Annotated in this window: 17 protein-coding genes and 1 tRNA gene; 10 read left to right on the forward strand and 8 right to left on the reverse strand. The window is 39.6% G+C overall.

The window, feature by feature from the left end:
• Both AC559H_RS23360 and AC559H_RS23365 read left to right on the forward strand, forming a co-directional pair.
• Nucleotides 1–367, forward strand: a 367-nt coding sequence (locus tag AC559H_RS23360) for a tetratricopeptide repeat protein (protein WP_148292376.1), incomplete at its 5' end; no start/stop codon positions are given.
• Nucleotides 368–556: 189 nt separating this feature from the next.
• Nucleotides 557–1,009 carry a DUF29 domain-containing protein gene (locus tag AC559H_RS23365; protein WP_026794772.1) on the forward strand — a complete coding sequence of 151 codons (453 nt, stop codon included), beginning with the start codon at nucleotides 557–559 and terminating at the stop codon, nucleotides 1,007–1,009.
• 5 nt (nucleotides 1,010–1,014) lie between these two features.
• Here AC559H_RS23365 and AC559H_RS23370 read toward each other — a convergent pair whose 3' ends face one another.
• The 5 genes from AC559H_RS23370 to ppk1 all read right to left on the reverse strand — a co-directional run bounded on the left by AC559H_RS23370 (nucleotide 1,015) and on the right by ppk1 (nucleotide 8,508).
• Nucleotides 1,015–2,484 (reverse strand): DUF4335 domain-containing protein, encoded by a 1,470-nt coding sequence (locus AC559H_RS23370; protein WP_026794771.1) that lies wholly within the window; start codon nucleotides 2,482–2,484, stop codon nucleotides 1,015–1,017.
• A 24-nt stretch (nucleotides 2,485–2,508) separates the two neighbouring features.
• On the reverse strand, nucleotides 2,509–3,066 hold the full coding sequence (locus tag AC559H_RS23375) for a DUF3038 domain-containing protein (protein WP_036834341.1): 558 nt from the start codon (nucleotides 3,064–3,066) through the stop codon (nucleotides 2,509–2,511).
• A 235-nt stretch (nucleotides 3,067–3,301) separates the two neighbouring features.
• Entirely contained in the window at nucleotides 3,302–5,725 is a 2,424-nt protein-coding gene (locus AC559H_RS23380) for an endonuclease MutS2 (RefSeq protein WP_026794768.1), read from the reverse strand.
• A 168-nt stretch (nucleotides 5,726–5,893) separates the two neighbouring features.
• Complete coding sequence (locus tag AC559H_RS23385; RefSeq protein ID WP_026794767.1) at nucleotides 5,894–6,346, reverse strand: EVE domain-containing protein; 453 nt, start codon at nucleotides 6,344–6,346, stop codon at nucleotides 5,894–5,896.
• Nucleotides 6,347–6,351: 5 nt separating this feature from the next.
• Entirely contained in the window at nucleotides 6,352–8,508 is a 2,157-nt protein-coding gene (ppk1, locus tag AC559H_RS23390; RefSeq protein ID WP_026794766.1) for a polyphosphate kinase 1, read from the reverse strand.
• A 321-nt stretch (nucleotides 8,509–8,829) separates the two neighbouring features.
• Here ppk1 and AC559H_RS23395 point away from each other — a divergent pair, with 321 nt between their 5' ends.
• The 7 genes from AC559H_RS23395 (at nucleotide 8,830) to AC559H_RS23425 (ending at nucleotide 16,847) form a co-directional block, all read left to right on the forward strand.
• Nucleotides 8,830–10,290 carry a slr1306 family protein gene (locus AC559H_RS23395; protein ID WP_026794765.1) on the forward strand — a complete coding sequence of 487 codons (1,461 nt, stop codon included), beginning with the start codon at nucleotides 8,830–8,832 and terminating at the stop codon, nucleotides 10,288–10,290.
• A 102-nt stretch (nucleotides 10,291–10,392) separates the two neighbouring features.
• Nucleotides 10,393–10,463, forward strand: a tRNA-Gly gene (locus tag AC559H_RS23400).
• A 434-nt stretch (nucleotides 10,464–10,897) separates the two neighbouring features.
• Complete coding sequence (locus AC559H_RS23405) at nucleotides 10,898–13,051, forward strand: pentapeptide repeat-containing protein (protein WP_026794764.1); 2,154 nt, start codon at nucleotides 10,898–10,900, stop codon at nucleotides 13,049–13,051.
• Between the two features lie 122 nt (nucleotides 13,052–13,173).
• The gene (hemE, locus tag AC559H_RS23410; RefSeq protein ID WP_026794763.1) at nucleotides 13,174–14,232 is read left to right on the forward strand and encodes a uroporphyrinogen decarboxylase; all 1,059 of its coding nucleotides are present in this window, start codon (nucleotides 13,174–13,176) and stop codon (nucleotides 14,230–14,232) included.
• Nucleotides 14,233–14,480: 248 nt separating this feature from the next.
• On the forward strand, nucleotides 14,481–15,422 hold the full coding sequence (locus AC559H_RS23415) for an NAD-dependent epimerase/dehydratase family protein (RefSeq protein ID WP_026794762.1): 942 nt from the start codon (nucleotides 14,481–14,483) through the stop codon (nucleotides 15,420–15,422).
• 92 nt (nucleotides 15,423–15,514) lie between these two features.
• Nucleotides 15,515–16,150 (forward strand): Uma2 family endonuclease, encoded by a 636-nt coding sequence (locus tag AC559H_RS23420; protein WP_036833462.1) that lies wholly within the window; start codon nucleotides 15,515–15,517, stop codon nucleotides 16,148–16,150.
• A gap of 61 nt (nucleotides 16,151–16,211) precedes the next feature.
• Nucleotides 16,212–16,847: a Uma2 family endonuclease gene (locus AC559H_RS23425; RefSeq protein ID WP_026794760.1), complete on the forward strand. Its 636-nt coding sequence runs from the start codon at nucleotides 16,212–16,214 to the stop codon at nucleotides 16,845–16,847.
• Between the two features lie 214 nt (nucleotides 16,848–17,061).
• Here the strand turns inward: AC559H_RS23425 and malQ are convergent, their stop codons facing one another.
• On the reverse strand, nucleotides 17,062–18,570 hold the full coding sequence (gene malQ, locus AC559H_RS23430) for a 4-alpha-glucanotransferase (RefSeq protein WP_026794759.1): 1,509 nt from the start codon (nucleotides 18,568–18,570) through the stop codon (nucleotides 17,062–17,064).
• Nucleotides 18,571–18,884: 314 nt separating this feature from the next.
• On the opposite strand from malQ, the gene AC559H_RS23435 reads away from it, so the two are divergent.
• Nucleotides 18,885–20,627: an SdrD B-like domain-containing protein gene (locus AC559H_RS23435; protein WP_051319763.1), complete on the forward strand. Its 1,743-nt coding sequence runs from the start codon at nucleotides 18,885–18,887 to the stop codon at nucleotides 20,625–20,627.
• Between the two features lie 47 nt (nucleotides 20,628–20,674).
• Here AC559H_RS23435 and AC559H_RS23440 read toward each other — a convergent pair whose 3' ends face one another.
• Together AC559H_RS23440 and ebsA are read right to left on the reverse strand one after the other, a co-directional pair.
• Complete coding sequence (locus AC559H_RS23440; RefSeq protein ID WP_026786069.1) at nucleotides 20,675–21,769, reverse strand: phosphotransacetylase family protein; 1,095 nt, start codon at nucleotides 21,767–21,769, stop codon at nucleotides 20,675–20,677.
• A 155-nt stretch (nucleotides 21,770–21,924) separates the two neighbouring features.
• On the reverse strand, nucleotides 21,925–22,314 hold the full coding sequence (ebsA, locus tag AC559H_RS23445; protein WP_173401007.1) for a type IV pilus biogenesis protein EbsA: 390 nt from the start codon (nucleotides 22,312–22,314) through the stop codon (nucleotides 21,925–21,927).
• Nucleotides 22,315–22,345 lie beyond the last annotated feature (31 nt).

Consider the following 22,345-nt stretch of genomic DNA (forward strand, 5'->3'; position numbering starts at 1 on the left):
GAATCTGTACTATTGTCAGGGAAACTACGCCGAAGCCGAACCCTTGTACAAAAGAGCTATTGCCATTGCTGAAAAATCCTTACCCCCAGACCATCCAACTTTAGCAACCCACTTACACAACTTAGCCTATCTGTACTCTAACCAGGGAAACTACACCGAAGCGGAATTATTGTATTTACGAGCATTAGAAATTCGGGTACAGAAATTAGGAACAGAACACCCTGACACTATTACAATTAGGGAGAATTTAACTCAATTATGGCGAGAAGCAATTAACGCAGGTCGCGCTGAGGAATTAGAGGGATTGTATCAACATCCTTTTGGTCAATTGTTTTTAAGGGAGATGGAAGTTGAGACAGAAAATTAGGGGGATTTTAATATCCCTGGTTCCCTGGTTCTACCAGGGAATCCTGTTCAGGAGGCTCTGCCTCCGATGAACAGCAGGCGGAGCCTGATTAGAGTATTGCTAGGTAGAACCTAGCAACAAGAAAATCCAGGGGCGATCGCTTTTCAACTGCGTTAAAATTAAATCCCGATCAAGATGTAAGTTATAATCATGACCAAAACTTCGTTAAAAACACTTTATGATATTGATTTTGCACTCTGGATTGCAGATACGATTAATCAGTTAAAATCTCGAAATATTGAAAATTTAGATTGGGACAATTTAATTGAGGAAATCGAATCTTTGGGGAAGCGGGATAAACGGGAATTAGAAAGTCGGTTAACAACATTATTTGAAGACGCTTTGAAACGGAATTATGTACTGTTACCAGATTGTTTTCGAGGGTGGGAAGTCACAATTAATAGAACTCAATCCAATTTAAGAGATATTCTTGCAGATTCACCGAGTTTACGAAACTATTTACAGGAAATTTATTTCAATTGTTATCAGGAATCTTTGGGAAATATGCAAATTGAATATGATGCCGAATTTCCTAATATTTGTCCATTTTCCCAGGATGTAGACACTTTATTAACGGGGAAATTTTGGGAAACACCGCTATAAAAACCCTAATTCAACGATTCTAAGAACGCTTGAACACTCCCATCCGGCTGTAAAATTAACCGAATTTTAGGGGTTTTTCCTGACGCCAAGGGAGAAACAAAAGGTTTCCCAATTTCTGGAAAATCCAGTTGTTTTTGACGATTAACCGCAGGTTGACCCACAGGGACAATACTCAGTAAAGAACCATCAGAATTGAGTTTTAAACTATATTGTAAGGTGCGTTGTAAATTTTTAGGAGGATACCATATTTTTTGAAAATAGTTTCTGACTTCACTAACTTGAGGAATTTGATCAAATAGGGTGGTATCCTGTTGACGAGTGGCGGCAATTGTTGGGGGGCGTTTATCCAGTTGAGCCAAATAATTCGGTTCATCTGGGTCGGAATTTTCTGGCGAAGAATTTGAGGAATTTTCCGCAGAAGGTACGTTTAAAATCACCGGAGGAGCCGCATTTTTTAAGGTAGGTAATTCAATAGTTTGGGGTGCAAAAATTACGGGCGGAGATGGGGGCAGCGCTTGGGTGGGAGCCACGGCTAGGCGGGGTGGGGGCGGGGGTACGGTGGCGGTTAAGGGCGGCGGTGCGGGGGGTACAGACCCATCGTTTATCCCTGAGTCCTGGGGAATAATCATGAACTCCCCGGAGCCGGGTTGCAGGTCGGGTATGGCCTGGGGGGTTGCCGGGTTGGGAAAGAGAGGGGCGGGAATGGGCAGGGGGGCGGTATTGACGAGGGGTAAATTGGGAGCGACTTTAATCTGAACAGGGGGTGCAGAGGGGACGGGAAGCGGTGCTAACTTGGGTGGCGGGGGTAAGGGAACCAGATTTGGGGGCGGAATTTTAATGGTTTCTGAGGGTTTGGTGGCGGTTTGATTTTGGGGTTGTCGATAGAGATTTATTAGTTTAATTGTCCCAGTTAAACAGCTAATAGAAATAATAATAAATAAAATTGTTTTTAACCATTCAGGGCTGGTTTTTTCTAGGGATTTTAGATTGGATAAATTTTCGGATTCTGTTATATATTCTTCTAAAGCAGCCGATAAATCAAATAGTTGTAAAACGCTGAGATGAATAAATAAGTTAGTAGAGTTTTTAGATAAGTTTCCTAGGAATAAATCATGGTATAATAAGCCATCGGGTTTGATTTTAATTTCTGAGTTGGTTTCGTCAAAAATAACAAATGATGGGGTGTTTTCAGTGGAAGATTTTAGGGAAACTGTTGCGGGTTCACGGGTTGATATTTGGGCAAAATTAAGCAGATTTTGAATATAATTTTTGATGACTTGATAGAGGGTTTCTAGTTGATTGCGATCGCCTTCAATGGTAATATGATCGGCATCGGGTAAACGGGGATCATCAAAGCAAAGTTTAAATTTAAACTGTTTTAAAATAGGTTGTTGTTTCAGGCGAGATATGAAAGGACGTTTCGCCTGGACTTCTAAGGTACAAGTTGGGGGAGTATAGCGTCGAATAATCATCATAATAGCTTGACCGTTAACGATAGATTAGAATGGAGAATCAATTAATATTAACCATAATTGTTGATGGCTATTGGGTTTACTATAAAATAATAAGTCAATTAGTAATTTAATTGCTAGGGTGTCAAGGTCTAGGGGGGTTTGAGGATGTCGGGTCATCGACTGTTGATAACTTTCGTTAAATGTATCCAAATATTCCCGCAGCAAGGTGACTTGACGAAAATCGTTTTTTTGCTGTGCCATTTGTTCAACTAAACCCAGGGCTCGACGAATTAAAATTTGATCCTGTTGAGCAATATAACAAATAATTGGCACCAGCGATCGCATTTCTTCAAGGGATAAGGGATTTTCTTCTGAACTTGTTTCTAATAATTTAATTTTATCAGGAACATTAGGCTCTAATTTTAACAGATTTCCGACTTGTAAAATTGTTTCTAAGGGAATACCAATTAAAGCTTCAATTGCCAGTAATAATACCTGAATTTGAACCGTGATTTTTCCCCATTGTTCGGGTTTAGGTTCCGGTTCTAAATCATATCTATTTGGATTGGATTTTTGATCATTAATAGAATTTGAATTCAGCATTTTCAAGACCACTTATTATATCCGAGAAGATTCCCCTAAATCCCCCTTAAAAAGTGGGACTTTGAGCTAATTCCTTGCATTAAAAAGGAGGAGTTTAATCTAATTCCTTGCATTAAAAAGGAGGAGTTTAATCTAATTCCTTGCATTAAAAAGGAGGAGTTTAATCTAATTCCCCCCTTACCAAGGGGGGTTAGGGGGGTTAGGGGTCAGGGGAATCAAAAAGGGAAGTTTCCTATTAATTCCTTAAATAAGCAATTGTAACACCAATTCCGCCATCATTGGGGGGGGCTAATTCAAATCGTTCTACTAAAGGATGGGTTGCTAAAAATTCATGAACTCCTTTTCTAAGTTGTCCTGTTCCCTTACCATGAATAATCCAAATTGCTCCAAAATCATGAATTTGACCTAACATTCGATCTAGTTCACTTTCTGCTTCCGAGGTACGTTTTCCCCTTAGATCAATGGTATTATTAGAAGTTCTAACAATCGGTCTTTCTGGTTTGGTTTCTTTTGCGGGAATGGGTTCTTTTTTATGTTCTTTAGCTTTAGGAATAACAGGTTTTAAACCATCTAAGGATTCAATTTCTCCTAAACTAACGGTCATTTTCATCATCCCAAATCGGACAGTAATTTGACCTTCTGGAGTGGGTTCACTTAAGACTTCTGCGGTTTGACCAAAACGGGGTATTCTAATCCGATCTCCCACCTTGGGTTTAAATTCTGGGGGTAGTTTTGGGGTAGTTTTTTTAGAGGGTAAATACTGCCCGGCAATTTGGTTTAAAGCTTCCGTTGCTTGGCTGGTATCTTGACCCGTTGGTGTCCCCTGTTGTAAGCGATGAATTACTTTGGCAATTTCAGATTTAGCTTGAATTAATGTTTCTTGAATTGCCTTTTCTTGAATTTGTTTTAACTCCCGTTCTCGTTCTTTTAAATTTGCTGATTTTTGAGCTAATTCCTGATGCAAACGTTCCGTATCTTTTAATAATTGACCTGCGGCTTGAGCTTTGGTTTCCTGTTGACGACGTTGTGCTTCTAACCCGGCAATTACTTGGTTAACTTCCTCGGAACTTTCCCCCACATAACCCGCCGCTTTTTCTATGATTTCTGGGTTTAATCCTAACCGTTTGGCGATAGTTAAGGCATTAGAACGCCCTGGAATGCCCCATAATAATCTATAGGTGGGTTGTAAGGATTGTTCGTCGAATTCAACGGAGGCATTTTCAAATCTTTCATCTTCATATTTTAAGGATTTCAGTTCTCCAAAGTGAGTAGTTGCTATAGTTAATAAAGCATGATCGGCTAGATATTGTAATAAGGCGATCGCTAAGGCACTTCCTTCGGTGGGATCGGTTCCTGCGCCCACTTCATCTAGTAAAATTAAACTAGAAAAACGGTTTTCGGTTTGAGGATTAATCGCTTCTAAGATTCGGCTAATTCTGCGAATATGACCCGAGAAAGTCGAGAGGTTTTGTTCAATGGATTGTTCATCTCCAATATCAGCTAAAACCTGATCAAACCAAGGTATTTCAACGGGTTCTCTAGCGGGAATAAATAACCCAACTTTTGCCATTAATGCCGCTAATCCAATAGTTTTTAAAGTAACGGTTTTGCCTCCGGTATTCGGCCCGGTAATCGCTACAACTCTAATCTTAGGATTAACTATAACATCAATAGGAACAACGGGAAATCCCTGTTCATGTTGTTGTTGCCAAACTAATAAAGGATGGCGAAGTTGTCTTAAATTGATGGAATTTGAGGTTGAATCTTCTGATGATTCTAAATCAATAAAACGGGGAGGATTTGCTTCTAACCACAGACTATAACGAGCTTTAGCAACAGCTAAATCAAGAGTAGTTACAATCATTAATAATCGTTCTAAATCCGGTTTAACTGCCCCAACTTGTTCACTTAATCCCTGTAAAATAATATCTTCTTCGGCTTTTTCTAGCCTTTGAATTTGTCGGAGTTGATTATTAAGATCAATCGTGGCTTTAGGTTCAATATATAAGGTCGCTCCCGTTGTTGAGCTATCATGAACAATCCCAGGAATTACATCTTTTTGAGATGCTTTAACTGGAATTACAAAGCGATCGCTTCTTTGAGTAATTAATTGTTCTTGAACGGCGTTAGATTTGCGTTGAATAATATGTTGCAAAATCTCATAAACCCGATCTCTAATACTTCGTAATTGTCCTCTAATTCCCCCTAATTTAACACTAGCTCGATCTGCAACATCTCCCCGTTCATCAATACAGTGATAAATTTCCTGCTCTAGCTCGGGATAGGTTCTTAATTCTGAGACAAATTCTGTTATAATAGGAATATCGGAATGGTTATTAATAATTCGCCGTAATTGTCTCGCTCCTGCTAAGGTTGTGGCAATCGCTAATAGTTCATTTCCTGATAACATTCCATGGCGTTCTACCCGTTCTAAATAAACACTAATGTCTTCAATTCCTTCAAATTTTAAACCATTTTGTCGCAGTTCTAATTTGTAAGTTTCTTGAGTTTGTGCTAATAATTGCAAAGTTTCTGCGGGAGTTGTCGGAATGTGTAAATGCTGCGCCGCCACAGCAGCCAGTTTTGTCGCCGTAAAGGTGGATAAATGACGACATAACCGTTGCCATTCCAGTAGTTCTAAGGTTTCTGTTTGAATCAATGCCTCAAGATTTAAAAGTGTAATGTTTACATACTACAGTATTGTAACCCTTTTTGGTATTTTCTGCAATCCCCAGATCAACAGTTATTACCTATTACCCATTACAGATTTAAGAGAATTACGCAGATTAAAATCCGTGAAATCCGTGAAATCCTCTTAAATCCGTGATCATGATTTCAACCTTAAAATTCTCTCAGCAATGGATGGTAAAACAGGCATTACTGATAAGCGATTTCCCCGTTTGACAACGCCAAATTCCTCGGGATTAAAGGTTTGTTTCAGACTATCTAAACTAATAATAGCAGAAAATTGTTCCAAAAATTCCACTTTTACCGTATACCATCGGGGACAATTCGGTGTTGCTTTAGGATCAAAATAGGGACTATTAACATCAAACTGGGTCGGGTCAATTTGGTTATTTTCAATAATTTTAGCTAATCCCACAATCCCCGGAGGTTTAGTATTAGAATGATAAAAAAACGCTAAATCTCCGACTTGCATTTGTTGGAGGAAATTTCGGGCTTGATAATTTCTCACCCCATCCCAAATCGAAGTACAATCGCGTTTCAAATCCTCAATACTATACACATCCGGCTCAGATTTAATTAACCAATAATTCATGTTTTTTAACTCTTTAAAGCATTTTCCATGAAGATATCATGGGCGATTAATTCTGGGGTATTTTCTGGCGGATGACGTTGAATATATTGACCATCGGATTGTAAATCCCATGCTTTCCGATTATCCGATAACATAATCCCTAAAATCTCTTGTAACTCCTTAGCAATATCTGGATCTTTTATCGGAGTTACCGCTTCAACCCGGCGATTTAAGTTGCGAGACATCCAATCTGCTGAACCAATATAAACCTCCTCCTGTCCACCATTATAAAAATAGAAAATCCGAGAATGTTCTAAGAATCGTCCGATAATACTAATCACCTTAATATTATCACTAATTCCCTCTAAACCCGGACGCAAACTACAGGTTCCCCGGATAATTAAATCAATCCCAACTCCCGCTTGAGATGCCTCATATAATGTGGCAATAATTTCCGGGTCAACTAAGGAATTAAGTTTAACCACAATTCGCCCGGTTTTCCCTTGATTTGCCTGTTCGATTTCCCGACGAATTAACTCTAAAAATCGTTTTCGCATATTCACCGGAGCAACTAAGAGTTTACGATAGGACTGTTGACGAGAATATCCGGTTAAGAAATTGAATAAATCCGTTAAATCTGCTCCTAAATCTGGACAGGCACTTAATAATCCTAAATCCGTATATAATTTAGCAGTTTTATGATTATAATTTCCCGTGCCAATATGAACATAACGGCGAATTTTATCCTGTTCCTGACGCACGACCATGACAATTTTTGTATGGGTTTTTAAACCCACTAAACCATAAACAACATGAACCCCAGTTTGTTCTAGTTTTTTTGCCCATTGAATATTATTTTCTTCATCAAATCGAGCTTTAAGTTCTACTAAAACCGCAACCTGTTTGCCATTTTCCGCCGCATTAATTAAAGCAGTGATAATCGGAGAATCCCCGGAAGTGCGGTATAATGTCATTTTAATCGCTAAGACATTGGGATCATGGGCTGCTTGATTAATAAACTGTTGAACTGTTGCAGAAAATGAATGGTATGGGTGATGAACTAAGACATCTTTTTGTCGTAAAATCGCAAAAATATCTTTTTCATCTGTTTCTGGATTAGACGCAATAATATCTTCACTCTCTTTCATCCAACGGGGTAAAACAGCAGTCCAAGGTTTATCTTTTAATTCGGGTAAGGGTAAACTGATAAAAGACATTAAATCCCGTAAACCCATCAACCCATCTACGGTATAAATATCTTCAGATTCTAACTCTAATTCATTTACCAATAAATCGCGTAAATAGTCCGGGATTGAACTATTAATTTCCAGACGCACCACAGACCCACCAACTCGACGTTTGCGTAATTCTTGTTCAATTGCTAATAATAAATCATCCGCCTCATCTTCTTGCACGGCTAAATCAGCATCGCGGGTAATCCTAAAAATATAATAATCTTGAATATCCATTCCTGGGAATAGGGATTCTAAATTATGGGCAATTACTTGACCAATAGGAATACCAACCCAATGGGAAAATTCTCCATTTTCTTGGACTCGTAATTCCTTGGGTAAGGAAATAAATCTAGGTAAAGAACTCGGTACTTTCACCCTAGCAAATAATTCTTCTTTGGTTTCAGGATTTTTGAGAACCACGGCTAAATTTAAACTCAGATTAGATAAATAGGGAAAGGGATGGCTACGGTCAATGGCTAAGGGGGTTAAAACTGGAAAAATTCCTTCATCAAAATAGTGTTTTAAATAATTTCTTTGTTCTTGATTTAGATCAATATAACTTAATAAATGAATCCCATTTTGAGCTAATTCGGGTCTAATTTGTTGTTCAAAATATTGGTGCTGTTCCGTAACCATTGGTAACAATCGTTCATGGATAGCATTTAGTTGCTCTTGTGGAGTCCGACCATCGGCGGTAACTTTATTGACTTGGGCTTCAATTTGTCGCTTAATTCCAGCTACTCGCACCATAAAAAATTCGTCTAAATTAGAACTAAAAATAGCTATGAATTTTAACCTTTCTAACAGAGGATTTTGAGGATCTAAGGCTTCTGCTAAGACCCGACGGTTAAATTCTAACCAACTAAGTTCCCGACTCAAATAATATTGGGGATCTTGAAGATTAATGTCTTTAGTAATTTTTGGCTCTGTTTTTTTAGCTTTGGACATAATTTGAGGCTAGGTAGGTGGATGTAAGTTATACTCGATCTCTATTGTAATTCTAAATGGTTAAAATTGGAAAAAATTTAGTCAATATTGAGAAATTGGGGTAAAATTAAGGTTAACGAATGTTTAAACAGCTTTTTATTAATTATTTATTCAGGTAAATTGGTTTTGAAAAAATACTTAATATAGTAAGTTTAAATTAATCAAGATCCTGAATGCTAACAAGCCGATCAGTGGCGGTGATTTTGAGCTAAAATTACACAAATTGCCCTAGTCGAAGTACCATAGAAATTAGGGTTAATTGATGCGTTGGCGGAGGACAAAATGGCAGTTAAATTGGAACGCCCAATTTTAATTGGGGGGGTCGGACTTTCTTTCGGTCTATGGTTGTTGGAAAGTGTTCAGCATTCAGCTTCTGAACTCGGACAAATAGTGCTATTTGGTTTAGCCTTCAGTAGTGCTGGACTGTGGTGGTTTAAGCAACAAAGGACAGAATCCCTGGAATTGTCGCCGCCTCCAGAACCTTTAAATCAGGATAAAGTAGAAAAGGCGATCGCCCAAACTCAAAGTCTGATTGATCGTTTAGCCACAGAATCCCCAACTCAGAATAGCCGTTTAGAGGCCCTAAAACAGCAAGGGGAGCAACTCAACGGCCAACTACAACGCACAGCCCTGCGGGTAGCAATTGCGGGTCACAAAGGTACGGGGAAAACCGCCTTATTACAAAGGTTAGAGTCTGACTGGCTATCCCAACAACCTCAGATATTAAGTTTAACGGAAATTTCCACCCCAGAACTCGATTCTGCCCTCCCCAATTTAATCACGGCGGATGTGGTTTTATTTGTCACCGCCGGAGATTTAACCGATCCTGAGTTTAAAATAATATCGGAATTGGTGGCTAATAACCATCATTTAATTTTAGTCTGGAATAAGCAAGATCAATATTTAATTGGAGATCAACCTGTGATTTTGCAGCAGTTAAAAACCACATTAACGGGGGTATTATCCCCGGATGATATTGTGGCGATCGCAACTTCTCCCAATCCGGTCAAAGTCCGTCAACATCAAGATGATGGTACAATTCAAGAATGGTTAGAACCCCAATTACCTATCCTTGATTCTGTAGTCAACCGTCTTAATACTATTTTAACTCAAGAACAGCAAAAGTTAGTATTAGCAACAACCTATCGGGAAGCCTTAGAATTGCAACGGCAAGCCAAAGAGATTTTCAATCAATTACGTCGAGAACAGGCTTTACCTCTGATTGAAAAATATCAATGGATTGCGGCGGCAGCAACGGTAGCCAATCCAGTTCCGGCTTTAGATATGTTAGCAACGGCGGCCGTTAATGCCCAATTGGTGATGGATTTAGGGGCGATTTATCAACAGAAATTTTCCCTAAAACAAGGTCAAGAGGTTGCCACAACTATTAGCACCCAGATGTTGAAATTGGGGTTAGTGGAAATCTCTACCCAAACCTTAACCTCGTTATTAAAAACAAATACGGTAACGTTTATGGCGGGAAGTTTGGTACAGGGAGTGAGCGCGGCCTATTTAACCCGAATTGCCGGGTTGAGTTTAATTGAGTATTTTCAAGCCCAGTCCATACTGTTAGAAGCCACCGACAATCCGAGTTTGAATTGGGATAGTCTCAAAAAAACCCTACAAACCGTATTCCAGCAGAATCAACAGGCCAATTTGTTACAGTCCTTTGTTAAACAAGCCATAAACTATCTATCGGTGCAGTTCAAACCCAAGCAAACCGTTGAATCCTCGGCGTCTTAGGTCGTTTTGGTGGTCGTATTTCCCAGTCCTCAAAAAAAACTTTGAGAACTGGGGTTTACATTTCTGAGGTTTATGCTATAGTTAGAAATTGTGACAGACAACGCGGGTGTAGTTTAGTGGTAAAACTATAGCCTTCCAAGCTATTAATGCGGGTTCGATTCCCGCCACCCGCTTCTTCAAATACTACACATAGACAATAGTTAGAACTCCTGCATTATATACGGTGTAGGGGTTTTTACTTAATGTGTAATCCCCTCTTTTTTGAGCAAAGTGCAGTAGTATTTTGCCACTGTAGAGATAAGCACCTAAACAAAATTAATTACAAATCCTCTGCCCTGTGCCCTCCCCCCCTAGCCCCCCGTGCACGGGGGGTTTGGGGGGGCTGTTCCGAGATCCGGCATTCCCTCCCCCCCTAGCCCTGCTTGCACGGGGGGTTTGGGGGGGGCTGTTCCGGTGTTCCCTCTCTCAACTAGGTAATTTATTTTGTGCAACTACTTAATACAGGAGACAGGGGGAAAGACCTATATTTAGTTATAAACTCTAACAAAGCATTTTGATTTTTTTCCGTTTTTTCCATCCTAACGACCTACCCGGAATTTTTTGAACTATGGCAAACCCTACTGTAGATAGAGAAACAAATCAATCTCAATCTCCTTCATCCTGGCATAATGTCTCCTCGAAGCCATTGCCCTTTTGGGTGCGTCGATGGGGGGCGTTTGTGGCGGAAGTATCCTTAGTGGCGGCGAGTGGGTTAATTCCTTTTACCCTGGGCTCTGTCTTTAACCGCAGTCCCCAACCGGTTCCTCTCAATCCGGTGGTGCGAGTCACTTCGGAAACCGTTGCGGCTACTTTGGGAATTCCTGTACGCGATCGCAGTCCCCAGGTAGCCCCATTAACCAATCTATTTTGGTCAGGTGCGCTACTTCTGCCCCTAGTGGTGGGAGGATGGCAATTTTATTTGTTAGCTAAACGGGGTCAAACCTTACCCAAACTTTGGTTTGGAGTCCAGGTCGTGAGTCCTAATGGTTCAGCCCCGGGATGGGGACGGGCATTTCGTCGAGAATTGATTGGTCGTTGGAGTATCCCCCTGGGCATTGCCTACGGTCTTTGGCAAGTGACGGGAGCCTATCCTAATTTATTGATTTTAGGGGTTTTATCTAGTGCGACTTTCCTCGGAGATGCTCTGATTGCGAAACGATTTCAAGGTCGGACGGGACATGATTTATTAGCAGGAACTTCGGTACAGGATGTTCCTAGAATCTTGGTGTTTAACCCCTTTACAAATTACGATTGGGTGAATGAAGATAATGCGGTTCATAGCCTAGTTATCAGTACGGAAACACCAAAACTGGAGTTTAATTTATGGGCATGGATGCGTCAACATCCTGGTTTAACTTTAGTTATTGTTAGTAGTGCTAGTCTGGTGGCGGTATTAGGAACTTTTGTTGGTACTCAAATTTATATTCAAAACCAAGCTAACCGTCGGGAATTTCAACAACAAGATAATCAGGTTTTTCTAGCTTTAGTTAATAAATTATCCCCCAATGCTGCCACGGATGTTACCCAAAAACGCGGGGCAATTTTAGCGTTAGGGGCGATTAAAGATCCCCGGGCGATTCCCCTATTAGTGGACGTATTAGCTCAGGAAGAAAACCCTGTCTTAATTGATGTAACTCAACAAGCCTTGGTGAGTACCGGGCCTGAAGCCTTACCCCATTTAAGACGATTAAATCAAGCCCTCAAAAATGATTTAGATTCGATGAAGTTTGGGGCAGAAAACAAAGAAAAACAGTTAGCAGGGCGAAGACTACAGGCGACTCAAAGAGCGATCGCTAAAATTCTAAAAGTTTATGGGGGATTTATCCATAATACTGATTTAAGTCGGATTGATTTAGGCCAAAATTTAACCCCGCCGATGCAATTTACCTTGGTTTTAGAACAAACGGATTTATCAGGAATTAGCTTTAAAAACACGAACCTCAATCAAGCTAATTTAAAAAATAGTCGCTTCGCCAGTCCAGGGAATGATGGACGATTAGAAACCTTCGATGATTGGATTTCTGATTTAAGTGGCGCGGATTTAACCGAGGCTGATTTAACCGGAGCTTTCTTGAGTAATACCCTATTAAAATATACTAATTTTTTAAAGGCAAATCTGAATAAAGCCAATTTATCTAAAGCCGATTTAACCGGAGCAAATTTCAGTAATGCTCAATTATTAGGTTCCAATTTACAACAAGCTAATCTCACCGATGTTAAATTTACCGGGGCGGAATTAGCCAGTGCTGATTTGTCTAACGCTAATTTAAAAAAGGCTCGTTTTACTGAAGCTAAAGCCCCAGGTGCAAATTTTCAAGGAGGAGATTTAAGACAAACTAACTTTAAAAATGCCGATGTTTCGGCGGTAAATTTCTCAGGAATAAATGCACAAGGGACAGATTTTAGCTCCGCTAAACTTACGGGTTCAAATTTTAAAAATTCCCGATTGCAAGATGCTAATTTCAAAAGTGCTAATTTAAGTTTAGTTAATTTCCAAGGAGCAAAATTAGACGGGGCAAATTTTAAAGGGGCAATCTTTGTAGCTTCTGAACAAAATAAAGCTGATCAATTTATTGCTAAATCCGATGAAACGGTTCAATCCATCCGTCTGAAAAAGGTGGATTTTAGTAATTCCCTTAATTTGGATTCTAACCAAATTCAATATATCTGCTCTCAAGGCGGTATTCACCCCAACTGTCCCTCCGCAAAAGGCAAAAAATAGGACAAGGTGATTATAGGGAAGGGGAGAGACGAGGCTGAACGGTCAAACCTCAACAGTCAACCCCCTTCAGTGGTAAGCTAAGGATTGGCCTAAAAACTTTTTTAAACTTTAGTAACGTTAAAATGACCGAATCGACCCAAGTTCCCTATTTGTTGCGTGCTACTCGTGGTGAAAAACTAGATCGTCCCCCCGTATGGATGATGCGCCAGGCGGGTCGCTATATGAAAGCCTATCGTGATCTGCGGGAAAAATATCCTTCCTTCCGTGACCGCTCTGAAAAAACGGATATTGCTGTTGAGATTTCCCTCCAACCTTTCCGGGCTTTTCAACCCGATGGGGTGATTTTGTTTTCTGATATTCTAACGCCTTTACCTGGAATTGGGATTGATTTTGATATTATCGAAAGTAAAGGGCCGATTATTAATCCTCCCATTCGTAGTTTAGAACAAATTGAAAAACTGCATCCAATTGAACCGGAAGAAAAACTTCCTTTTATTCGAGAAATTCTGCAAACTTTGCGTCGGGAAGTAGGAAATCAAGCCACTGTATTAGGGTTTGTGGGTGCTCCTTGGACGTTGGCGGCCTATGCGGTTGAAGGTAAGAGTTCTAAGGATTATGCGATTATTAAAAAAATGGCATTTTGTGAGCCTTTAATTCTGCATAAATTCTTAGAAAAAATTGCCGATGCGATCGCTATTTATGTCCGTTATCAAATTGATTCCGGTGCCCAAGTAATTCAAATGTTTGATTCTTGGGCGGGTCAATTAAGTCCCCAAGATTACGAAGTTTTTGCCCTTCCCTATCAAAAACGGGTGATTGATCAAGTTAAACAAACCCACCCTGATACGCCTTTAATTCTTTATATTAGTGGCGGTTCGGGATTATTAGAACGGATGGCTAAAACTGGGTTTGATTTTATTAGTGTAGACTGGATGGTTGATATGGCTGATGCACGTCAACGTCTGGGTCAAAATATTGGGGTTCAGGGTAATCTTGATCCCTGTATTTTATTCGGGTCTAAAGAAAATATCCGGGATCGGATTTTAGATACCATTAGAAAAGCAGGAAATCAAGGGCATATCCTCAATTTAGGGCATGGTGTTCTCCAAAATACTCCAGAAGAAAACGTTGCCTATTTCTTTGAAACGGCAAAACAAGCGGATCAATTATTAAAAGGTTAATCCTTAATTCTGTTGTTGCGCCGTTGTTGCGCCGTTGTTGCGCTTAAGCGCATCTAGGGTTGGGTTTCCCCACCCTAGAAATCCCATATTGGAAGTTTTTGGTATTGTTGATTTTCTGAAAAAAACACAAAGACACGAAGACACAAAGAGGATATATTCAAGATTTATAGAGGTTGTAGGGGAGAGTTCAAATCAATCTTGAATACCCCCACCAACAGATTAACTAAACCCGCCTAATTATTAATAATATGAAAAAACGAATTTTTGTTACTGGTGCGAGTGGTTGTATTGGTCATTATCTTGTCGAAAAACTAATTCAAAATACCGAAGATGAATTATTTCTACTCGTCAGAAATCCCGAAAAATTAGGATTTGATTATCAGAGTCGTCCGGGTATTCATATTATTCAGGGGGATTTAAGAGAAATTGATCAATTCAAAGATTTATTACCTACAATTAATACGGTGATTTTAATTGCTACCGCTTGGGGAGGATATCAAGAGGTTTTAGAAGTTAATGTTAAGGCAAATTTGGAGTTAGTGAAATTATTAAATCCTCAAGTTTGTGAACAAATTTTATATTTTTCAACCGCTAGTATTTTAGATAGAAATAATAATTTATTACCCGAAGCGGGAGAAATTGGCACGGATTATATTAGAACTAAATATGAATGTTTACAGGAATTATTAAAAATAGCTCCTAGTTTACCACCGTTAAGGGTATTGTTTCCGACTTTGGTTTTAGGAGGAGAACCCAATAAACCCTATTCTCATTTATCTGGGGGTATTTCTGATGTGGTGAAATGGATGAATTTAATTCGTTGGTTTCAAGCAGATTCGAGTTTTCATTTTATTCATTCTGCCGATATTGCTCAAGTGGTGTATTATTTGGTTAATCATCCTCCAATTTCTCAAGAAACGGAACAATTTGTTTTAGGAAATCCGGCAATTACTTTAAATCAATTGGTAGAAACAGCTTGTGAATATTACCATAAACGGATTTATTTTAGGTTTAATTTATCTCCGGGTTTGGCTAACTTTTTTATCTGGTTATTTAGAATCCAAATGGCAGATTGGGATCGTTTTTGCTTAGATTATCGCCATTTTAATTATCAAAATCCTATCCATCCTGGGGTTTATGATTTACCAGCCCATTGTTCAACTTTTACGGATGTTTTAAAATTAAGTTAGGATAGGGATTAGGGGGTTAATTTTTTTAATTAGAGGTTTTAGGATGCGCTTAAGCGCAACAACGGGTTTTTGATATAAGAGGAGAACTAATTATGTTGGCGAGTAAACTAGAAACTTTACTTAATCCTGATGAAAACCTACCAGGTTCAGAAGTTCGTTATATCACGGATAAGGTGAGTTGGGAATATTATGAAACCCTATTAACTCAATTAGGGGATAGTTTGGAATTTCGCTTAACCTATTTGGATGGAATTTTAGAAATTATGTCACCAAGTCGCAACCATGAAAGGATTAAAACCCAAATTGGAACCCTTTTAGAAATCTATTTTTTGGAAACAGATACGGAATATTATCCCACAGGTTCGATGACGTTGCGAAACCCAGAACAACGCGGGGGAACCGAACCCGATGAAAGTTATTGTATTGGAAGTAATCAGGAAATTCCTGATTTAGCAATTGAAGTTGTAATTACCAGTGGGGGAATTAATCGTTTAGAAGTTTATCAAAGATTGGGAGTCCGTGAGGTTTGGTTTTGGCAAAATAATCGGTTTTTAGTTTATCATTTTCGGTCTGAAAATGTCGAACAATTTCAGCAAACATCAGGCTATGAATTAATCAATCATAGTGAAATTCTCCCCGATATCAATTTAACAATATTGGCAGAATATGTACAACATCCTAATCCTTTAGTTGCCGCCAAATCATTTCGCCAAACCTTAAATCAATAATTATAGCGCTTCGCGCAACAACGGGTTTTTAACATGATTTTTTTAAATAGGAGAAATAACTATGTTAGCTAGTCAACTGGAAATTTTACTTAATCCTGATGAAAACCTGCAAGATTCAGAAGTTCGTTATATCACGGATAAGGTGAGTTGGGAATATTATGAAACCCTATTAACTCAATTAGGGGATAGTTTGGAATTTCGCTTAACCTATTTGGATGGAATTTTAGAAGTTATGTCACCAAGTCGCAACCATGAAAGGATTAAAACTCTAATTGGAGATTTATTACTGATTTATTTTTTGGAAACGGATACGGAATATTATCCCACAGGTTCGATGACATTGCGAAACCCAGAACAACGTGGGGGAACCGAACCCGATGAAAGTTATTGTATTGGAAGTAATCAGGAAATTCCTGATTTAGCAATTGAAGTTGTAATTACCAGTGGGGGAATTAATCGTTTAGAAGTTTATCAAAGATTGGGAGTCCGTGAGGTTTGGTTTTGGCAAAATAATCGGTTTTTAGTTTATCATTTTCGGTCTGAAAATGTCGAACAATTTCAGCAAACATCAGGCTATGAATTAATCAATAATAGTGAAATTCTCCCCGATATCAATTTAACAATATTGGCAGAATATGTACAACATCCTAATCCTTTAGTTGCCGCCAAATCATTTCGCCAAACCTTAAATCAGTAATTATAGCGCTTCGCGCAACAACGGGTTTTTAATAGGATTTTTTTAAAATTGCAGGAGCGACTAAATTAGTTAACAAATTCTCTTAGTGAAGATTCCCAGCCAGAGCGTCGATCTGATGAAGCTATTGCTATCTTTATTCCTAAGCGCAATATTGAGACTTGGATACATTTCTTGCAAGGAGAAGTTGTTAATGATTGGAATTTTATCGCTATTTTTATCGGCTATAAAGTTGATTTAACTTGAATAAGCGATCGCTTAATTCCTGAGTTAATAATTCTGAACTTTGATAACGCCAGCGCCAATTTCCATGATTATGACTCGGATCATTCATTCTCGCATCATGCCCTAAATTAAGAATATCCTGGAGAGGAATAATCGCTAAACTGGCAAGGGAACTTAAGGCTAAACGAATTAACACCCAGTTAATATTAGTGATTTCATCGGGAGAAGCATAACCCAAATATTCAGCAAAATGTTGTTTTTCTGCGGGACTGGCAGTTTCCCACCAACCGATAGCCGTATCATTATCATGGGTTCCTGTATAAACCAAACAATTTTGAATATAATGATGGGGAAGATAAACATTATTGGCATCCCCACCAAAAGCAAATTGTAAAATTTTCATTCCTGGGAAATTATAATGATCTCGCAATTGTTCCACTTCTGGGGTAATAATTCCCAAATCTTCTGCTAAAACTGGTAAATCTCCTAACTGTTGTTTGAGGGTATCAAAAAATTCATAACCTGGTGCTTTAATCCATTCACCCTTAATCGCATTTTTTTCGTACCCAGGAACACGCCAATAGGCTTCAAAGGCTCGAAAATGGTCAATCCGAACATAATCTGCATATTCCAAGGTGGCTTTAAATCGTTCAATCCACCAAGCAAATTTTGTGTTTTGTAGTTCCTCCCAATTATAAATCGGATTTCCCCATAATTGTCCGGTTTCACTAAAGAAATCCGGGGGAACTCCGGCAATATAAATGGGTTCTAAAGTTTCCGAATCCAGTTGAAATAAATTAGGATTTGACCAAACTTCGACACTATTATAACATACATAAATAGAAATATCTCCAATAATTTTTATTCCTTTTTTATTGGCATATTGACGCAATTTTTCCCATTGTTGAAAAAAGATAAATTGCAGAAATTTTTGATAAGCTATAGCTTCTTTTAATTCTTCGGTTTTGACTTTTAAAGCATCGGGATCTCGATGGGCTAAAGCGGGTTCCCAATTATTCCAGCTTTGACCCCCATGGGCTTCTAATAAAGCCATAAATAGGGCATAATCATTTAACCAAGAGGCGTGTTTTTGACAAAATTTTTCAAAGGTAGGAGAAGGGTGTTGGTCTAATTGTTCTTGAAAGCGAGTGTAGGCTTTTTTGAGATATAAGGTTTTGTGGGGAATAACCGCTTCAAAATCAACCTTGTTAGAGTCTCTCTCTTCTAAGGGAATAATTTCTTCAGCTTCTAATAATCTTTCTTGGGCTAATTCTTCCAAACTAATCATTAACGGATTACCCGCAAAGGTACTATAATTCATAATATAAGGAGAATGTTCTTCACCTGTTGGCCCCAGGGGTAATATCTGCCAAAATTTATAACCACTTTGTTGTAAAAAATCAATAAATTCATAAGCGGATTTTCCTAGATCTCCAATTCCATGTTGACTGGGAAAAGAGGTAGGATGAAGTAAAATTCCACTAGAACGTTGAAATAACATGGTCATATTAGGCTAATTTTTTATTTTTACGAAATTACCATAAATTAAAACCCATTGCATCTTTCTAAAGATAGGGAATTGCTGAAACGTGTTAGGCTTTGACAAAAATAGTTCTTAAAAACAAACGATAACTGTAGCAATATTCCCCATTACCCATTACCCATTACCCATTCCCTCTCCCGAAATTAAATTCTCTAACTTCTAAAATAGATGAAAATGAAAATATAGGGTAGCATGATAGCCAGATTCCTAGTTTTTATCCGAAAAATCATAAAGAGTCGTCAATTACTTGTCATAAAAGGACAATTTATTTTATGGACGCTGTATTTTCACTTGATTCACCATCCGCTACCGCGATTCCTCTTTTTAGTGGAGAGCAACCATTAGAACTGCCCCCTTCCCTGGGTTTGAGTGCTGGTGGCCTAGTTCCTGCGATCCCGGTTACCATATTAGAAACCCAGGATCTCACAGTACCTGTAGACCCTAATATTGACACGATTACTAGGGAAGGTCGCCAAAACCCGGCTCCTGTTTCATTAGCTTCAGGACAAAACCTCAACGGTATTAACTTCGGGAATACTCAATTAGGCTCCATCAGTGGAATTAAATTTAACGATCTCAATCGTGATAGCCTGCTAACAACGGGGGAACCCGCTTTAGCCGGATGGAATATCTTTATTGATGCCAACAATAATGGAACCCTCGAAGCAACAGAACCCAGCACGGTAACGAATGCCACGGGTGCTTATGCTTTCGGTAACTTAACTCCAGGCAACTATACCATCCGAGAAGTACAGCAGCCTGGATGGGTACAAACCACAGTTAACCCCGCCCCAGTGGGTGTGACTGGAGGAGCCAATATTACTGGAATTAACTTTGGTAACAACCAATCTGGGACGATTACAGGGATTAAATTCAACGATAATAACGGTAACGCTTTATTTGATGCCGGGGAAACCCCATTACAGGGCTGGACAATTTTTGCCGATGGTAATGCTAATGGCATTCTTGATGCCGGAGAAGGAACAGCCGTGACAGGCGCCGATGGTCGTTATACCTTCGGTAATCTTCCACCAGCTAGTTATACCATTCGAGAAGTACAGCAAGCCGGATGGACACAAACCACACCCAACCCCGGTGCTGTTGGAGTCACGGGTGGAACTAATGCCATTATTAACTTTGGTAACCGTCAGTTTGGTTCCATTAGTGGGATCAAATTTGATGACCTGAATAGCAATGCCACCTTCGATACAGGGGAAGTAGGCTTGGCAGGATGGACGATTTTTATTGATGCCAATGGCAATGGCACCCTGGAAGCCACAGAACCAACTGCGGTAACGAATGCCACGGGTGCTTATGCTTTCGCGAATATTCCCCCGGGTAACTATAGTCTTCGAGAAGTCCAGCAACCTGGATGGACACAAACCACCCCGAACCCTGGCCCGGTGAACCTAACTGGGGGAGCTAATATCACTGGAATTAACTTTGGTAACAACCAATTAGGAAACATCACCGGTTTAAAGTTTAGTGATAACAACGGTAATGCCCTACTGGATGCCGGTGAAGCCCCCCTACCCGGGTGGACGATTTTTATTGATGCCAACGGCAATGGCACGCTTGAAGCCACAGAAGCAGCTGCCGTTACAGGTGCGGATGGTCGCTACTCCTTTGCGAATGTTCCCGTAGGAAATTACACCCTGCGGGAAGTACAGCAACCTGGATGGACACAAACGACTCCTAACCCTGGCCCCGTTGGCATCACTGGTGGCACGAATGCTATTGTTAACTTTGGCAACCGTCAATTCGGTTCTATCAGCGGCATAAAGTTCAATGATGCGAATGCCAATAGTTTGTTTGATGCAGGTGAAACCCCTTTGCAGGGTTGGACAATTTATATTGATGGCAATGGTAACGGCGTTATTGACCCCACTGAACCCACAACCGTAACGGGAGCAAATGGTAGTTATACCTTTACTAACGTTCCTCCTGGTAATTATGTGTTGCGGGAAGTTCAACAACCCGGATGGGTTCAAACCGTTCCCCCATTACCTGCTTAGTTAGAGTGGGTAGAATTAAGAATTAGGAGAACTTCTTTTCTTAATTCTTAATTCGGGCTTGCTGACACAGGTAGGGAAATTCCTAACCATTGAATAAAACGATCCAGTTCAAAATGTTTGTCCATGAGTTGATTCACAGCAGCAACTTTGATCGGCTCATGGAGACGAACTTGACCAAAAGTTCGATCAATAATTTCTACCGTTGATAAGGTGTCTAAATCAACCGAAAGGACTGGAACTTCTAAATCTTCAGCCCGACTTAATACCATTGGCGCGGGGGGAAGTTGACCAGTTAGAATTAAACAGTTAGTAGATTTTTCTAAAGCAGCAAGTTGAATATCCGTGCGATCACCTCCGGTAACCACAGCCATATTCACGGATTTATCAAAATACTTCATCGCGGAACTCACATTCATCGCCCCAACACTTAGACTTTCTACCATCAAATCTAAGCGTTCCCGACCACAAAGAACCTGGGCTTTCAACTGTTTAACTAACTCTTTGACCGTGACACTTCGTAAAATAGGATTTCTGGGTAAAACTCCAAATACTGGAATCCCTTGTGCTTCCAAAAATGGTTGGATACAAGTGGTTGTAACTTCTAGTTCTTCGGGGGGAACATCATTAATAATAATACCTAATAAGCGATCGCCTAAACGTTGTTGAGCGTACAGTAAATCATCTAATGCCAAATGGGAATGCAAACGGGTCACTAACAAAACTGACGCATCTAGTTGATCCGCAATTTGAGGAACAGATAAACCAAATAACAGCCCCTCTTGTAAGGTTCTTGGCCCTTCGAGTAAAATCAAATCAGCAGAGGATGTTTGTTGATAGGAAGTCAGGGATTCAATATATTTGACTGAATCTTCCCCCTGTAAACGCCGATAAATTGTGGTTTCATCCAAGGTCAAAATCGGAAATCGCAATTGCTCTTGAGATAATTTTAAGGTTTGAGCCACAAACTGAAGATCAGTATCAAAGGATTCATCGTCGTCACTGATATCGGTAGCTAAAGGCTTACCATAAACTATCTTTAACCCTTTATCCTGAAACAGATGACCCAGACCCAAGGCGATTGCTGATTTACCGGTGTAAGGCTCTGTTGACCCGATTAATATAGACTTTCCAAACTCAGTCACGAAATTTACTCCTCAATTTGTTATCGATTAATTCAAAAAATTATGATATTTTCCCCCGTTAGACTGAATCCTTAAAATACTTTTAGTTATCAGTCTTTTCAGAAGAAATTCTCAGGGTTTGACCCTAGCCTTTCTATTGTAGAGTGAATCCTTATTTAATGATCCAAATGCAAAAGTTTCTTGTAGAAATCTTGAGAAAAATCAACGGTACGAGTCCGGCTAAAATTTTGCAGAACTTCAATTAAATACTTAATAAACTCGTGGTTGGACAGGATGACTTCATAACTGAGATCGGCATTGCCATCAAACTGTACTCGACAACGGGTTAAATCGGCGGGTAAAGAAGAAACATTCCAAGTTGCCACAAAAGGAATTCCATCCCCACCATCAATATTGCGAGCGCCTTCCAAACTTTTCTCTTTATAGAGGCTAATCGAATAGGCTAAGTATTTCCGCTTCTTCTCATCATAGTAGGGCAGGTAGACCCCAATTTCCCGTTTCTCAGCCGCTTTTAGTTGGGTCAGAGCCACTGTGGTGTCAGTCATAGATTTGTTACTCCCGCGATCGGATTACTAC

This window comes from Planktothrix prolifica NIVA-CYA 540, assembly GCF_963864145.1.
In the GTDB taxonomy this organism is placed as follows: Bacteria; Cyanobacteriota; Cyanobacteriia; order Cyanobacteriales; family Microcoleaceae; genus Planktothrix; species Planktothrix agardhii.

Bases quoted from the DNA above. Each gene is read 5' to 3' on its own strand.
- AC559H_RS23420 (WP_036833462.1), top strand. From the start codon at position 15,515: ATGTTGGCGAGTAAACTAGAAACTTTACTTAATCCTGATGAAAACCTA.
- AC559H_RS23365 (WP_026794772.1), top strand. From the start codon at position 557: ATGACCAAAACTTCGTTAAAAACACTTTATGATATTGATTTTGCACTC.
- AC559H_RS23395 (WP_026794765.1), top strand. From the start codon at position 8,830: ATGGCAGTTAAATTGGAACGCCCAATTTTAATTGGGGGGGTCGGACTT.
- malQ (WP_026794759.1), bottom strand. From the start codon at position 18,570: ATGTTATTTCAACGTTCTAGTGGAATTTTACTTCATCCTACCTCTTTT.
- AC559H_RS23405 (WP_026794764.1), top strand. From the start codon at position 10,898: ATGGCAAACCCTACTGTAGATAGAGAAACAAATCAATCTCAATCTCCT.
- AC559H_RS23370 (WP_026794771.1), bottom strand. From the start codon at position 2,484: ATGATGATTATTCGACGCTATACTCCCCCAACTTGTACCTTAGAAGTC.
- ebsA (WP_173401007.1), bottom strand. From the start codon at position 22,314: ATGACTGACACCACAGTGGCTCTGACCCAACTAAAAGCGGCTGAGAAA.
- AC559H_RS23385 (WP_026794767.1), bottom strand. From the start codon at position 6,346: ATGAATTATTGGTTAATTAAATCTGAGCCGGATGTGTATAGTATTGAG.
- ppk1 (WP_026794766.1), bottom strand. From the start codon at position 8,508: ATGTCCAAAGCTAAAAAAACAGAGCCAAAAATTACTAAAGACATTAAT.
- AC559H_RS23435 (WP_051319763.1), top strand. From the start codon at position 18,885: ATGGACGCTGTATTTTCACTTGATTCACCATCCGCTACCGCGATTCCT.
- hemE (WP_026794763.1), top strand. From the start codon at position 13,174: ATGACCGAATCGACCCAAGTTCCCTATTTGTTGCGTGCTACTCGTGGT.
- AC559H_RS23375 (WP_036834341.1), bottom strand. From the start codon at position 3,066: ATGCTGAATTCAAATTCTATTAATGATCAAAAATCCAATCCAAATAGA.
- AC559H_RS23415 (WP_026794762.1), top strand. From the start codon at position 14,481: ATGAAAAAACGAATTTTTGTTACTGGTGCGAGTGGTTGTATTGGTCAT.
- AC559H_RS23425 (WP_026794760.1), top strand. From the start codon at position 16,212: ATGTTAGCTAGTCAACTGGAAATTTTACTTAATCCTGATGAAAACCTG.